Raw genomic sequence first — 14,813 nt, 5'->3', positions numbered from 1 at the left:
GCATGGATTTGGATTTTCTCCAGATCGTGCCTTCTATTCCTTTTATACTGAACGGAGTCTGGGTGACGTTACTTTTCGTTTTGGTGTCAGGAATCGTAGGTTTTATCATCGGAACAATACTATCATTATTCAAGATTGGCAGAATCAGAGTGTTAAGGTGGATAGCGGATGCCTATACATCCATTTTCAGGGGTACTCCGCTGATTTTGCAGCTGATGCTGATTTATTTTGCCACTCCCCAGCTGACAGGTTATGACATTCCGCCGTTCCTGGCAGGGATGCTTGCATTCGGGCTGAATTCCGGAGCGTATATCTCGGAAATCATTCGTGCGGGGATACAGGCAGTGGACAAAGGGCAGAGGGAAGCGGCCGAAGCGCTGGCCATCCCATACCGGCCGATGATGAAGGATATCATCTTGCCGCAGGCACTGAAAAATATTCTTCCGGCCCTGATGAATGAATATATTACTTTGACCAAGGAATCCGCCATTGTTTCGACAATCGGGTTTTTAGATATTATGAGAAGATCGCAAATTGTCAGTGCCAATACATACACAGCTTTTGAACCGCTGATTTTTGCAGGGTTCATTTACTATGTGCTCGTAATGGGCTTGACGCTGCTGGGAAGAGGATTGGAAAGGAGGCTGCGCCAGAGTGAGTAAGGAGTATATTAAAATAAAGTCTCTTCATAAAACATACGGCAAGCTGGAGGTTTTAAAGGGAATTTCGACAACGATTGGCAAAGGAGAAGTGGTGGCAATCATCGGTCCCTCGGGTTCCGGAAAGTCAACGATGCTGCGCTGTTTGAATCTTTTGGAAACACCTTCGAGCGGTGAGGTCTGGATCGGATCAGAAGAGATTACGAATCCGAAAACCGATATAATGAAAGTAAGACAGAACGTTGGGATGGTATTTCAGCATTTCAACCTGTTTCCGCATAAAACGGTCCTTCAGAATGTCATGTATGGCCCGATGGTTGTAAAAGGTGAATCAGAGGCCGAAGCCGAGGAGAATGCAAGGCGGCTTTTGAAGTCAGTAGGGCTGTCGGAAAAAGCAGATGATTATCCGAACCGGCTGTCCGGGGGGCAAAAACAGCGTGTGGCCATAGCGCGGGCGCTCGCGATGTCACCGGACGTCATGCTGTTTGACGAGCCGACATCCGCCTTGGATCCCGAGATGATCAAGGAAGTGCTGGACGTTGTTAAATCTCTGGCTCACACAGGAATGACGATGGCTATTGTCACACATGAAATGGGCTTTGCCAAAGAAGTCGCAGACAGGATTTTGTTCCTGGACGGCGGGGTACTTATGGAAGACGTCCATCCAGAAGAATTCTTCCATAATCCAAAGAGCGAACGTGCTAAAGAATTCTTGGAAAAAGTGCTTTAAACCGCTAAGAGGTACTGCCCCTGGTGACACCCGAAGTAGGTCGGGCGATATTTATGTAAGGAGGTTGATAGATATGAACCCATTAAAACAGCGAGTTGCGGAAGAGATTGATGGTCTGAAGACGATTTTCGATGAAATCAGTATTTATATAGGAGAGAACCCGGAACTGGGCCATGAGGAATTCAAGGCGAGCAAGGTTCTTTCGGAAACACTGGAGAAGCATGGTTTCGAGGTCGAGATGGGGACATGCGGTTTGCCGACTGCTTTTCGAGCTGTTATTGACAGTGGAAAGGAAGGGCCGGCCATTGGATTCATGGCTGAATACGATGCGCTGCCGGAAGTCGGACATGCATGCGGCCATAACCTCATTGGCACAATGGGCATCGCTGCCGGAATCGGCCTTAGCAAGGTCCTCTCCGAAACAGGGGGAAAGGTGATTGTCTACGGAACCCCTGCAGAAGAAACCCGCGGCGGCAAAGTGACGATGGCTGAGGAAGGTGTTTTCGAGGAGCTGGATGCGGCATTGATGGTCCACCCGCTCAACAGCTATGTAAAGAGCGGTTCTTCCCTGGCGATGGACGCCATTCAGTTTGAGTTTTTCGGCAAACCGACTCATGCAGCCGCAAGCCCGCAGGATGGAATCAATGCTCTGGATGCCGTCATTGGAACCTTCAACAGCATCAATGCCCTGCGCCAGCATATCCTGCCGTCCGCCCGTATCCACGGGATCATCACAGAAGGAGGGAAGGCAGCGAATGTGACACCGGATTATGCAGTGGCGCAATTTTATGTGCGTGGCAAAACACGTGAGTATGTAAATGAATTGACGGAAAAAGTGAAGAAGTGCGCGGAGGGGGCAGCCCTGCAGACCGGGGCAGAAATGAAGCATTCCTTCTACGAATTCTCTTACGATGACATGATCACCAACGCTGGATTGTCCGATGCTTTCACGGCAGAATTGATTGCCCTGGGAGTCTCTCCTTCTGAAGTCCACGAACAGCGCGACGGCAGCGGTTCACTCGATATGGGTAATGTCAGCCAGGTCGTGCCGTCGATCCACCCTTATATCAAGATTACGGACGGACCCTTTGCCTGCCATACCCATGAATTCCGGGAAGCGGCCATGACGGATGAGGCCAGGGGAGCGATGATTCTTGGAGCGAAGGCGATGGCGTTGACTGGGGTGGAGGTGCTGGTGAATAAGGAGCTGCTAGCCAAGGTTAAGGCTGAATTTGCCTTACAGCATGGAGATATACTTGAACCAGCTAGAACCAAATAGTCCTTGATGAAAAATCTAAGCCATAAACAGGCTTGGATTTTTTTATTGTACAGAAAGGCTTTAAGAGAGGGACTATGTTGGTTCGACCAAAAATTGCTAATTTGTCGGATTTCGTTGTCGTTTATTTTGGTTTAATATTGCTAGATTATTCAGTCAATCGGGAATAAAATCAATATAGTAAGTAATTGTAAAACTTGTAAAAAAGGAGGAATATTCTTGCCGGGTTACTACATGAGAGAGGTTAAGACTCCGCTGAAGCTTTGCGGTATAAAATTCTTTAAATGCGAAGAAAACAGAATTTATATAAAATTCTTACAGAATCCTCGCAGGCGTCTTTTTAGATAATCTTCAATCATAATCCGTTCGAGAAAGGCAAATCCATTGAAAGGTGGAGACGCAAAACTATAGGGGCTGAAAGTCTTTAGACCATGCTCGCCAGTTGCCGAATATTTTTTTATAATTACACCTCTATTTCCCTCTCATAGATATCTCCTAAATTAATTACCTCCATAGACAACTGTTCAGTAGACTCCTTGGTTTTAACTAGTGAATGGTCAGACCCAATCAACTAACCATCCTATAAATCCTAATGAAAAGGCTTAGAGATAGAACAATCTCTAAGCCTTTTGCCGTTAATACCCGCAAGTTTTTAAATAAGGGAAGGAATCGCCCTTAGTCAGGAGGACAGCATTAAAAGAGACACTGTGTGAATTCTATAGTGAATTCAAAGTGCTATTTAATATGTGTTTTGATTGTTTGCATCTCTGAAGTGAACTCATTACATCAAAGCCTGTATCTTTTTCCTATAAACAACACTTCTTATATTTCTTCCCGCTTCCGCAAGGGCAAGGATCATTCCGTCCAACCTTCTCTTCTCTTACTATGGGAGCAACCGCCTCTTCAATTCTTTTTTCTTGTGCAATTAAGTTCGATTTTATTTCCTGAAGGTCAGGATGCTCGATTTCATTCATAACCAGATTCGCGTAAAAGGAGTGTTCCAAATCGGTCATGATCATGTCATAGCCCGCTGATAGCTGTTTTTCCACAAGCGGAATGGCTTCAACCGATAATTGCTGACAAAGAGAGTCCAGAATGACAGTTCGAATCGTCATATCTTTTGTTCTATTCAAAAGCCTTAGCAGGGCTTGTTCGGCTTGTGGTGACTTGATTTTGGCGAGTATATCTACGCTGTAGATGAACGTATCCTCATTAAGTGCAATCTTTTCCACTTCTTCAACAACCTCATTCGTGCCGATCTTGATGAGAGCAGAAGAGATTTCCTCCAGTGCTTCATCTCCGTCGTCCCTGACAAGTAAGCTTATCAAGTCTGGTATAGTGGAGTCAGTCCGCAGCTCTCCCGCCATATACACTTGAAACAAACCAATGGCAGGCATAAACGAATACTCCAGCAATTCCTTCATCGCATTCTCTGCTTCCCAGTCCACTATCACTTCTCTATCAATTAATTCATTAACGATACGTTTCCCTAATTGAAGGCGAGAGTGGTCATTATCGCCATTATCCAGGTCGGCCGCAATGCCGGCGAGCTTTAAGAAGAGTCCCTGTTCATCCAGTTCCGGCAGCAATTTCAGCTCTTTCAGAAATGCTGGATCCAGGTGTTTCTTTAATTCACTTTCATGCTGAAGAAGGACGGCTGTTTCCGCATTTTTCAGCAGGTTGACATACCACTGTTTATTGGATTTATCTTTTTCCAGTCGGGAGATCAGCTCCACAGCCCCTTCTTCATCCACCGGCAAGAAGTCTATATGAGGAAGGAGGGAGGAAGGGAAAATGGTAGGAACATTGCGGTCATAGGCTTCCAGCGCTTTGAAGAGTGTGCTTGGTTCAGCAAGGTGGCTGTCTTGTAAAATAGTTACCGCATAGTGCTGGATAAATGGGTCATCGCTTACTAAAGCAGATTCGATTTTATGTAAAAAAGAAGACATGAAAACAGTCCTTTCGATAGTGAATTTTATAAATGGAAGTCAATCCAACTTTAATCCTTCATTAGAATTGCCTTAGTAAACTCCTTGAAATCATATAAGTGATCCTCTACTATTTTCTGAAGGATTTCAAGGTTGAGTTCCTGATTAGCATGAACAGCGATATTTCGGAATCCTACTATAGCTTGCATTCTAGCTGAAATGGCAGTAGTGATGATTCCTTCTTTTTCCAGTAGAGTAAAGGCATCTCGGCTTGTCTGCGGAAGCCCAAGTTTTTTCTCGGCCACCACATGCATAGCTAAATCAATGCTCGCTTCACAGGCACACTGGATATTCAGGATGATGGAATCTTGTTTAGTAAAATTATGGAGAGGTTGCGGGTTATAGTCATATTCTTCTTTGACTCTCTTGATGCAGTGTTCGATGATACTGGTCTTATTAAGAATCACGTCACTTTTCATAAACGGTCCCGCTTTCCTTGATTTTTCTAAGTAACATTTTTTTAAAGGAGGCAATATGCATGGACTTAGAGAAGACAATTATAAGTTACTTGAAAGAAGCAGCCTCCCCCTATCTCATCATTATTTTTGGCTCACCCATTAAAGGAAATTCCACCTCTAAGAGTGATATTGATATCGCCTACTTAAGCGACAAGGCTCTTGATAAATATACAATTTTTATGACAGCTCAAGGACTAGCCTCAAAATTGAATAAGGATGTTGACCTGATTGATCTTAAGCCGAAGTCATTCACACTGGAAAAGTGATCTATTGTACGGATGTTAGAAGAAAAATGGAGTTTGAAATGAAGGCTTTGAAAAAGTATGCCCAACTTAATGAAGAGCGTGAACCCGTCTGTTTACTATTCTATTCTCATCCAGGGGCAATCGCAACTGCTGGTGAAGGGTGTGAAGTATGCCTCGAAAAATTAAAACTCCTCTTCTTCCACTATCTCATCACATTGCGGGCACGAAATAAAAGTATCATTAATATGGAATCCGACATATCCGTGGGTGAGTTCCTGAATCATAAAAATGTCTTCCCACTCGACTTCAAATTTAAGATCACAGCGATTGCAATGAAATTCCCGTGCACCAGAATCCTTTGCTTCTTCCTCTTTTTGTCTGCGTTTCTTTTTCCTGCCCACCTCTCTCTCCCTTCAAATTTTCTACTCTAGCAATACGTTTGGCGGTTCGACAAATTCCGGAAGGGGACTATCACCAAGAAATCCAATGAATACCGTCTCCAAATGGAAGCACATTTCTAGTACAATAGGAGTAATAGAGCTTGATAGAAGGAGGGGTGTCTGGGATGGATGTTACGTTGAAGAGAATCGTGGAGGCGAGTTATCTTACGGCAGATTCGGCTCCGCATTATCGGACGATTTTACGGTATTTTTATGGGCAGCATGAGCAGATGAGAGATTATATTGCGCCTGAAGAGATCTTGGAGTATATGAAGTCGGTTCCTTTTTTTCCGGATTACAGCGAGGAGCAGCTTCATCAGCAGCTTGCACAGCTGGTGAAGTGGAATAACTTGATTGCGCGGCAGGATATGACGAACGCCAAGACGGTTGAGGAGTATAAGAAGAAGCGTTTTCGTTATCAGTGTACCCCGTATACGGTGGAAATCGAGAGGATGCTGTCAGGCCTCGAGAAGATTGGTGATTCTTTTCAAGGTTCGCTTGAACGTTCGCAGTTTGACCGTCTGCTGCAATCGCTCTCTATCTTGGAGAAGGAAGTGGATCAAAGCCTGTCCAAAACACCAGAAGAATATATGCGGGTTTGGGAGGATGTTTTCCGCTATTTTCAAAGCATCCGTACGAGCACGGCTGATTACATAGCTTATATTAATAGTGAACAGACAGACCAGCGGATGCAGACCGAGGCTTTTCTTATTTATAAAAATCAGTTCACTACTTATTTAAGAGATTTCATAGTTTCTCTTCAAAAAACGTCCTTGCAAATCCAGGAGCGGTTGAACAGCTTGAGCGGGGACAAGCTGAAAGTTTTTTTTCAAAAGCTGATCGAGCACCGCCAATCGATTCCGCGTCTTGAGGACTTGTCTTCGTCATCAGAGGACTGGCTGTCAGAATATGAAGGTTATTGGGATTCACTGTGCCGCTGGTTCCTGGGATCAGGCTCTCAGCGAAGCGAATTGGAAGTATTGCAGTGGCAGACGAATGAAATGATCCGCCGGATGACGAGGTATGTTCAGAGAATCGGAGAGAGGCAGCAGCATTTCCGGAGCCGGAAGCGCGATTATCTCCATTTAGCGAACTGGTTTAAGGAAAGCAGCGGAATTGATGAATCTCACCGGCTTTCCTCTGTCGTGTTCGGCTCCATGACCATCCAGCATCTGTCCCTTCAGGAAGGCACAACCGATAACCTTCACTCAGATACGTGGGATGAAGAGCCTGTACTTCGGACGATCAAGCCAAGGACGATCCGTTACAGGGAAAAAACCAAGCCCGGCGGCTTCGATTCTAATGAAGAAAAGAAACAGAAACAGCGGCAGCACTATTTAGAAGAACGAAAACATGAAAAACAGCTGATTGAAAAGTACATGAATAAAGGTGTCATTGAACTGTCCTCGATTGGGACGGTTGAGCCATTCATCCGCAAAATTTTACTGAGCTGGATTGGAAAATCGATGGCTTCGAAAAACAGAAAAGTGAAAACGGATTACGGCCTGACGGTGGAAGTAAAGCTGGATAAGAACAAGATGATTACGTTACAAGCTGAGGACGGAAAGCTATCCATGCCGAACGCGATTTTTCACTTGAAAAAAGAAGGGGTGAAATAAGTGGAGCAGACACAGATTTTTGACGAAAAGGCCATCCAGGGCATGGATCTTCTTTTTCATCATTACTGGATCCTGAGGTCTGAGCAGCCTGAATGGTATCAGCTCATTAGGGAGCGGGAAAAAGTGCTGCGCCGGTATATCGGTGATAAATTCGGACTGCGGCTGATTGTGCACCAGCATTTTATCAAGCTGGAGAAAATACCTGCTGAACCGGAGAGGTGGATGGGCATCCAGGAATTTCAGGAGCCAATGGACTATGCGATCTTCTGCTGTGCGCTCTCCTTTTTAGAGGGAAAAGCAGTCGATGAGCAGTTTCTGCTGTCGGAGATCTGCCAGGAAATCCAAAGTGATTACCCGGGAGATTTTCCACTGGATTGGACGCTCTTTACCCACCGGAAGTCACTAATCAGGGCGGTGAAGGTGCTGATGAATTTTCAGCTGATCCGCACGATTGACGGAGATATCTCCCGCTTTGATCATAACGAAGAGCAGGAGGTTCTATATGAAGCAACCACCTACAGCCGGTACTTCATGAGGACCTATCCGGACGATTTTGCGGCCTATACGCATTGGGAAGAACTGCTGAAGGAAGATTGGAAGCTGAATCAGGAAGATGAGCGGCGTAAGAGAGTCTATCGAAAGCTCTTCTTTTCCCCTGGCATCCACCGCCAGGACCAGCAGGATCCCGACTTTCTGTACATCCGCAATTTCCGGAACCGGCTCAGTGAAGACATTGACAAACACAGCGATTACCAGCTGCATGTTTATAAAAATACAGCGTTCCTGTCCTCTGCCGAAAGCAGGCAGTACCATAATCTGTACCCTGATACGAAAGCGTCCTCTGACCTGCTTCTTCAGCTGTCAAAAGAGATCCACGGGCAGCGGGAGCGATACACGCCTGCTGAAAACGGGGAGATCATTTTTACAAAGAGTGAGTTTGAGCAGGCCATCGATGAGTTGAGGGAGGCCTATGGGCACGGATGGTCGAAATTTTTTAGAGAAAAAAACTCCAGCGGCATTGCGGCGGAGTTAATGATATCGATGAAGGACTGGATGATGGCCGAAGAAGACGAAGAAACAGGCTTGATCAAAATAAAGCCGCTGCTTGGTGTCATCGCTGGAGAATATCCTGCAGATTTTGACAGAGGGGGAGAGAGGGAATGACGGACACACAATGGATGATGAACAGAGCGGGGCTGCTGAACTTCTGGTATTACGATGAGGAGATCTTTCAATTCTCGGAAGGCAAGCTCCTTTTGAGAGGAACGAATGGATCTGGGAAATCGGTGACGATGCAGAGTTTTCTTCCGGTCCTGCTGGATGGAAAGAAATCGCCTGACAGACTGGATCCATTCGGTTCTAAAGCGAGAAAGATGGAAGACTACCTGCTCGGCGAAAAGGAAGTCGTGAACCGCGATGAGCGGACAGGGTATTTATTCATAGAATACAAGAAGCGTGGAACGGATCAGTATATAACAACAGGGATTGGCATGCAGGCGAAGCGGAATAAAGGCATTAAGTCGTGGTATTTCCTCCTGACGGATAACCGCCGTATCGGGAAGGACTTTCATCTTTCACAGATCCATCTTGGTGACAGGGTGCCTTTTTCAGCAAAAGAGTTGGAAAACCGCATAGGAGACGGGGGCTATGTTGTCCATACGCAGCGGGAATACATGGACTTGGTCAATAAGCATGTGTTCGGATTTCAATCAGTGGAAGCGTATGAGGATTTAATTAAGCTTCTGATTCAATTGCGGAGCCCGAAGCTCTCCAAGGATTTCAAGCCGACCGTCATTTACGAGATTCTCGAATCCGCTCTTCCGCCTTTGACAGATGATGAACTCCGCCACCTGTCCGACACGATCGAAAACATGGATCAGACACAGCAGCAGTTGGAACAGTTAGAGCGGGAGTTTGATTCGAGTCAAAAGCTGACCGCTCAATACCATCTGTACAATCAATATATCTTGGCAGAAAGAGCGAAGCAGTGGCAGGTGTCTCAAGAGCGCCATGCCAAGGGAGAGGAAAAGGCACAGGCGCTGGAAAAAGAAGAGGACAATCTCAGTGAGGAAATCTTTCGTTTGGAAGAGAACCAAAAGCAAGCACTGCAGAAGCGGGAACTCGCCGAGTCTGAAAAAGGCCGCCTGCAAAAGCATGAAGTATGGAAGCTCGAAGAAGATAAAGCGAGGATGAAGGACGAGGCAGGCAAGTGGAATAAGAATCTTCATGATCTGCAGGAGAAGTGGGACAGAAAGAAAGAGAAGCTCAATGCCGACTGGAAGCAGCGAGAAAGCGACGAAGCGGAATTAAGCAGGCAGGAGCAGATGGTCGGCGAATTGATGGGAGAACTGGAGGTCGACGGAGAAGAGGCCGCATTCAGCCAGCACGCTGTCAATGCCGCTGATTTCCAAAGACATTCCAGGGAAGAATTTGATTTCGCCGTCTGGTCGAAAGAGTCCGGGCAGCATGAAAGTCTCTTGTCATCCCTTGGAAAGCTTGCGGAAAAACTGGAGAGCTTGAGTGTCGACCACGACCGTCTGCAAAAGGAATCTTCCGAAAAAAAGCAGGAAATCGATGGATTGCAAAAAGAACAGGATCATCTTAGGCAGTGGTTCACTGAACAGAAAGCCAGCCTCCAGCATGCCGTGTTTTCATGGATTGGGCGCCATTCGGAAGTAAGCTATTCAGAAGAACAGCAGCAGGAAATCGCCCGTTCTTTGCAGGGGCTTTATGAAGCGAACCGCTATGAAGATATCCGGGAAATGCTCCTGTCAGGCATTAGTGATTATACAGCTGAAGTGAAAGCGGAAATGAGTCTGGCCCGCCAAAGGCAGACGGAGAAGAAGAGGGAAATAGAAGAGGCGGAGAACCAGCTTCACTATTGGAAAAACTTAAAAATGCCAAATCCTGACCGCCATCCTGATACAGAGAAAGCCCGCAATGAATTGAGGGAAAAGGGCGTACCATTCCTCCCGTTTTATGCAGCAGTTGAGTTTGAGGACCATGTTACTGAAGAACAAAAAGAACGGCTGGAGTCTGCCCTCATGCATGCTGGGCTGCTGGACAGCTTGATCACGGAAGAAAAATCAAATCCCGTTCACGACCGCTTCATCCGGGCGGAGCCGCTTGTTCTCGGCCACACGCTCGCCGATTATTTGTATCCAGATGTGGATGAAAGTGACGAGATATCTAAATCCCTTGTTGACGAGGTGTTAAGAAGCATTTCCCTTGATGAACAGGAAAACGGCTTCCGTATCGATCTCGATGGAGCCTATGCGATTGGCTTTCTCGAAGGCCATGCACCAGAGGAAGGGCCCTCCAAATATATCGGCAGAACTTCACAGAAGAGATACAAGCAGCAGAAGATTTCAGAGTGGGGAGAGCAGCTGGTCCTGCTGAAGGGAGAACTGCAGCAATGGGAACGAACGGTGATGGACTGTGAAGAAGCTCTACAAGAAGCAGAGGGTTGGAAAACCACCATTCCATCTGATAAGGAACTTAGTGAACTTCATCAAAGCATCGAAACCAATCAGCGAGCCATTCTTCAGGAAAAGCAGCACCTGCTGAAACTTGAGGGGCGCTGGAAAGAAGTTCTTCAAGATATGCAGAGAACCAAGCTGGAATTGCATGGCCAAGGCAGCTCCCTAAACCTGAAGCTGGATATGGAAACTCTTGCACGAGCATTGGAGGCGTCAAGAAGCTATCGGACCTATCTTTATAAATTGGAGAATGTTTCCCAAAAGTGCCTCTACATCTCCAAACAAATCAAGGCCCTTTCCCTGCGAATGGAAGAAGCGGAGGAAGAGCTGGATGAGATTCGCGGCGAGCAAAATAGTGCAGAATCCAAGCTTTCTACCTTAAAAGCCGAAATTCAGTCGATTGAAGAGCAGATGAAACTGAAGGGAATCGACGATATCCGAAAGCGCATCAGCGAAGTTCTTGAAGAGCTGAGAACGACAACGGACCAAATCAGTAACTTGTATGAAGTGCTTCCGCAGAAGAGAGCAGCACGAGATACACTCTTAAAGGAATTGGAGTCGGCCAGGATAAATACAGCTTTTTGGCTGAATATGTCCATGGAGTGGAGCTCCATCGTGAAAAAAGAACTGAGCCGGGGCTTCATCGCAGGAGAAGAAGCCGAACCACCCACGATTCTCTCTAGTCTGGGCGCTGTTTTAGAAAAGCATGACAGAGCCAAGTTAAATGAGCAGCTTACCAAAACCTTTTTAAATGAGCAGCAGAATCTGATGGAGTACAGAATGTTTGAGTATTCCGAAGAGGAGGAGCGTCCGGATTGGTTCAGCGAGGACTTCGGGGAGTACTATGAACCTTTTAAAAGTGAATGGGAGCAGCTCCGAAGCCGCCGTCTTGTGCAAATGGAATATCAGGGACAGCGGGTCAGCCCCTATTTTGTCCACTCTTCTTTGGAAAAAGAATTAGAATCCCAGCGCGGCTGGCTGGATGAGCAGGACCGCCAGCTTTACCAGGATATCATGGTCAACACAGTCGGTGTGATTCTCCGGAACCGGATTCAGCGGGCCCAGAAGTGGGTGAAAGAAATGAACGCCATCATGGAAAGCCGCGACAACTCATCAGGACTGATTTTCTCCGTGGCCTGGAAGCCTCTGACGGCAGAATCCGAGCATGAGCTGGACACGAGCGACCTGGTAAAACTACTTCAGCGCAACAGCAAATTTTTAAACGAAGAAGACCTGAACCGCATCACCAAGCATTTTCAATCCAGAATCGAAAAGGCGAAAGAGCTGATTCAGCTTCGCAATGAGGGATCGACGCTGCATCAGGTTTTGAAAGAGGTTCTCGATTACCGCAAATGGTTCACTTTCGTCCTGTCCTTCAGGCGTGTCAACGAGCCGAAGAGAGAATTGACGAACAACGCATTCTTCAAATTCAGCGGCGGGGAAAAAGCGATGGCGATGTATATCCCATTATTTACGGCTGCTTACTCACGCTACAAAGAGGCGGGTGAGATGGCACCCTATATCATCTCGCTGGATGAAGCGTTCGCCGGTGTTGATGAACAAAATATCCGCGACATGTTCGAAGTAGTCGAGCAGCTCGGATTCAACTACATTATGAACTCGCAAGCCTTATGGGGCGATTATGATACGATTTCCTCACTCTCGATCAGCGAGCTTGTCCGCCCGAAAAATGCTGACTTTGTAACCGTCATCCGTTATGAATGGGACGGAAACCAAAGGAATCTCATAATCGAGGAAGAGGCAGAAGAGGATGAGGAAGTGCTGATCAATTGACACCTTCATTAAAAATTTTTAAAGAGGAATCAGGCTTCCTGAAACTTTTCGCTCTGTTTAAACAAAAATATCGTTCCTTGGGAAGAGTATCCGGAGCGGTGAAGCTGGATGGATTTTCTGATGAGGAACTATTATCGGTAGCGGGATTTATGGGGGTTTCACCCGAGAGCTTGATAGATAAAGGGAAAGTGGCGCTTGCCGACTTTGAACGGGAGCTCGCCCTCACTCCATTCAGGGAGTACAGCTTCGTTGAACTTCTCCAGGAAGTACTCGGGGAGACCATTTTAACAAAGAGAGAGGAGGACGAGTTAACTCTAAAAGAGGAAAAGAAATTTCTTTCCTCGCTGGCCGCTGAAGCTCCCGCTGCTGTGTGGTGGTGGGAGCGGCTGGCGGAGAAGCCTGCTGATTCCAGATGGATTTGGGGTCTGCACAAGCAGGATCCGATCTGGTTGCAGGAGGTGTTATTAATAGTTTCTTCTGCACTGAAAAGCCTGCCTGAAAAAGGGGAGTTTATCCGGCTGCCTGTCTTCGCTCAAAAAATAACCGGGAATCCGCACTCTTTTGATACCAATGGGGTAACTGGAAAACTTCTTCTTCATGCTTTGTACGTGTTAAGTGTGAGCAGAGGTGAATGGGATGGAAGGACGCCTCAGAGTTCAGGAGAAATGAATGACCTATTAGGGTTTCACGGTCTTTTAAAGGATGACTTATGGAGTTTCGTAACGTGCCGGGGATTCCTGGCGGAGGATGAGAAAGGGATCCACCCTGCGTGGGAAGGTTCGGTTGCCCGCGGCTCTGTTATGAATGTCCCGGTCAGAGAGCTGCTTGGGCTGGAGAGGATCTGGCCAGCTTCTGGAAATGAAGTATGGATCGTAGAAAATTCCAGTGTCGCATCAGCCTTACTGGATGAAGTGAAGGATGCTTCTATAATTTGTACTCATGGGCAGCTCCGGACAGCCGGGTGGCTTCTTCTGGATTATCTCGTGGAAGAAGGCTGCAAGCTCAACTATTCAGGAGATCTCGATCCAGAAGGCCTGATGATTGCGGATAGAATAGGTTTGCGGTATAGAGACAGTGTCTCCTTTTGGCGAATGGATTCCGATTCTTATCGTAAAAGCCTTTCCCAGGAAGATATCACCTCGCGGATCGGGAAACTGGATTCGCTGAAGTGCCCGGAGCTGGCTTCGATTGCTTCTGCGCTGAAAGATGAGGGGAAGGCTGGATACCAGGAGGGCCTAATTGAGGATTTGATTCGGGATATGCGTGGGTAGACTTAGGAGGATTTTGAGCACCCCGGCTTGCAGGCTGACGGTTTTACTTTAGAGGTGCAAACACTCAAAACATCTATGAATACGCACTGTGAATTCATTTTGAATTCGCAGTGCGTTTTTTATATGTATCCAGAAGCGAGAGGTGGATACATGAGTTGGACATTTGTGTCGGAGATATGTATCCAGAAGCGGTAGGTGGATACATGAGTTGGGCATTTGTGTCGGAGATATGTATCCAGAAGCGGTAGGTGGATACATAAGTAGAGCATTTGTGCCGGAGATATGTATCCAGAAGCGGTAGGTGGATACATGAGTAGAGGGATTGTGTCGGAGATATGTATCCAGAAGCGGTAGGTGGATACATGAGTAGAGCATTTGTGTCGGAGATATGTATCCAGAAGCGGTAGGTGGATACATGAGTTGGGCATTTGTGTCGGAGATATGTATCCAGAAGCGGTAGGTGGATACATGAGTAGAGGGATTGGGAGGGAGATATGTATCCAGAGGTGGTAGGTGGATACATGAGTTGAGCATTTGTGTCGGAGATATGTATCCAGAAGCGGTAGGTGGATACATGAGTTGGGCATTTGTGTCGGAGATATGTATCCAGAAGCGAAAGTTGGATACATGAGTAGAGGGAATGGGAGGGAGATATGTATCCAGAAGCGGTAGGTGGATACATGAGTAGAGGGATTGTGCCGGAGATATGTATCCAGAGGTGGTGGGTGGATACATGAGTTGGGGGAATGGGAGGGAGATATGTATCCAGAAGCGAAAGTTGAATACATGAGTAGAGGGATTGTGCCGGAGATATGTATCCAGAAGTGGTAGGTGGATACATGAGTAGAGGGATT

General features: G+C 46.6%; 10 protein-coding genes, 1 pseudogene and 1 riboswitch. Of the genes and pseudogenes, 8 read left to right on the top strand and 3 right to left on the bottom strand.

Translation table 11 applies throughout. The features are described from left to right. The first annotated feature begins 2 nt into the window (after positions 1–2). The 3 genes from FZC78_RS08150 to FZC78_RS08140 all read left to right on the top strand — a co-directional run bounded on the left by FZC78_RS08150 (position 3) and on the right by FZC78_RS08140 (position 2,668). The gene (locus FZC78_RS08150) at positions 3–662 is read left to right on the top strand and encodes an amino acid ABC transporter permease (protein ID WP_148939203.1); all 660 of its coding nucleotides are present in this window, start codon (positions 3–5) and stop codon (positions 660–662) included. Beyond that, positions 655–1,389: an amino acid ABC transporter ATP-binding protein gene (locus tag FZC78_RS08145; RefSeq protein ID WP_286365481.1), complete on the top strand. Its 735-nt coding sequence runs from the start codon at positions 655–657 to the stop codon at positions 1,387–1,389. Before FZC78_RS08150 ends, FZC78_RS08145 begins: the two co-directional genes overlap by 8 nt. A 73-nt stretch (positions 1,390–1,462) precedes the next feature. Next, a complete protein-coding gene (locus FZC78_RS08140) occupies positions 1,463–2,668 on the top strand; it encodes a M20 family metallopeptidase (RefSeq protein WP_148939201.1) in 1,206 nt (401 codons plus the stop codon). A 361-nt stretch (positions 2,669–3,029) separates the two neighbouring features. Next, a riboswitch (cyclic di-GMP riboswitch) is annotated at positions 3,030–3,115 on the top strand. Between the two features lie 356 nt (positions 3,116–3,471). Here FZC78_RS08140 and FZC78_RS24540 read toward each other — a convergent pair. After that, positions 3,472–4,614, bottom strand: a complete 1,143-nt coding sequence (locus FZC78_RS24540; RefSeq protein WP_286365480.1) for an SEC-C metal-binding domain-containing protein — start codon at positions 4,612–4,614, stop codon at positions 3,472–3,474. A gap of 50 nt (positions 4,615–4,664) precedes the next feature. Next, on the bottom strand, positions 4,665–5,072 hold the full coding sequence (hepT, locus tag FZC78_RS08130) for a type VII toxin-antitoxin system HepT family RNase toxin (protein WP_148939199.1): 408 nt from the start codon (positions 5,070–5,072) through the stop codon (positions 4,665–4,667). Positions 5,073–5,131: 59 nt separating this feature from the next. On the opposite strand from hepT, the pseudogene mntA reads away from it, so the two are divergent. After that, positions 5,132–5,466, top strand: a pseudogene (mntA, locus tag FZC78_RS08125) (type VII toxin-antitoxin system MntA family adenylyltransferase antitoxin); the annotation flags it as partial. 72 nt (positions 5,467–5,538) lie between these two features. On the opposite strand, the gene FZC78_RS08120 reads toward mntA, so the two are convergent. Next, positions 5,539–5,757 (bottom strand): hypothetical protein, encoded by a 219-nt coding sequence (locus tag FZC78_RS08120; protein ID WP_148939197.1) that lies wholly within the window; start codon positions 5,755–5,757, stop codon positions 5,539–5,541. Between the two features lie 164 nt (positions 5,758–5,921). Between FZC78_RS08120 and FZC78_RS08115 the strand changes: the two genes are divergently transcribed. From FZC78_RS08115 to FZC78_RS08100, 4 genes are read left to right on the top strand one after another with little or no spacing between them, the layout of a single operon-like run. Then, positions 5,922–7,415, top strand: a complete 1,494-nt coding sequence (locus FZC78_RS08115) for a TIGR02677 family protein (RefSeq protein ID WP_148939195.1) — start codon at positions 5,922–5,924, stop codon at positions 7,413–7,415. After that, positions 7,416–8,579 (top strand): TIGR02678 family protein, encoded by a 1,164-nt coding sequence (locus FZC78_RS08110; RefSeq protein WP_148939193.1) that lies wholly within the window; start codon positions 7,416–7,418, stop codon positions 8,577–8,579. It abuts the gene before it with no gap. Continuing rightward, complete coding sequence (locus FZC78_RS08105) at positions 8,576–12,688, top strand: TIGR02680 family protein (protein WP_148939191.1); 4,113 nt, start codon at positions 8,576–8,578, stop codon at positions 12,686–12,688. Before FZC78_RS08110 ends, FZC78_RS08105 begins: the two co-directional genes overlap by 4 nt. Then, on the top strand, positions 12,685–13,959 hold the full coding sequence (locus FZC78_RS08100) for a TIGR02679 family protein (protein ID WP_148939189.1): 1,275 nt from the start codon (positions 12,685–12,687) through the stop codon (positions 13,957–13,959). The genes FZC78_RS08105 and FZC78_RS08100 overlap by 4 nt, the downstream gene beginning before the upstream one ends. Positions 13,960–14,813 lie beyond the last annotated feature (854 nt).

Source organism: Rossellomorea vietnamensis (assembly GCF_008180415.1).
Classification (GTDB): Bacteria; Bacillota; Bacilli; order Bacillales; family Bacillaceae_B; genus Rossellomorea; species Rossellomorea vietnamensis_C.
The sequence above is the reverse complement of the archived record's forward strand: the minus strand, read 5'-3'. Positions and strand labels throughout refer to the sequence as shown.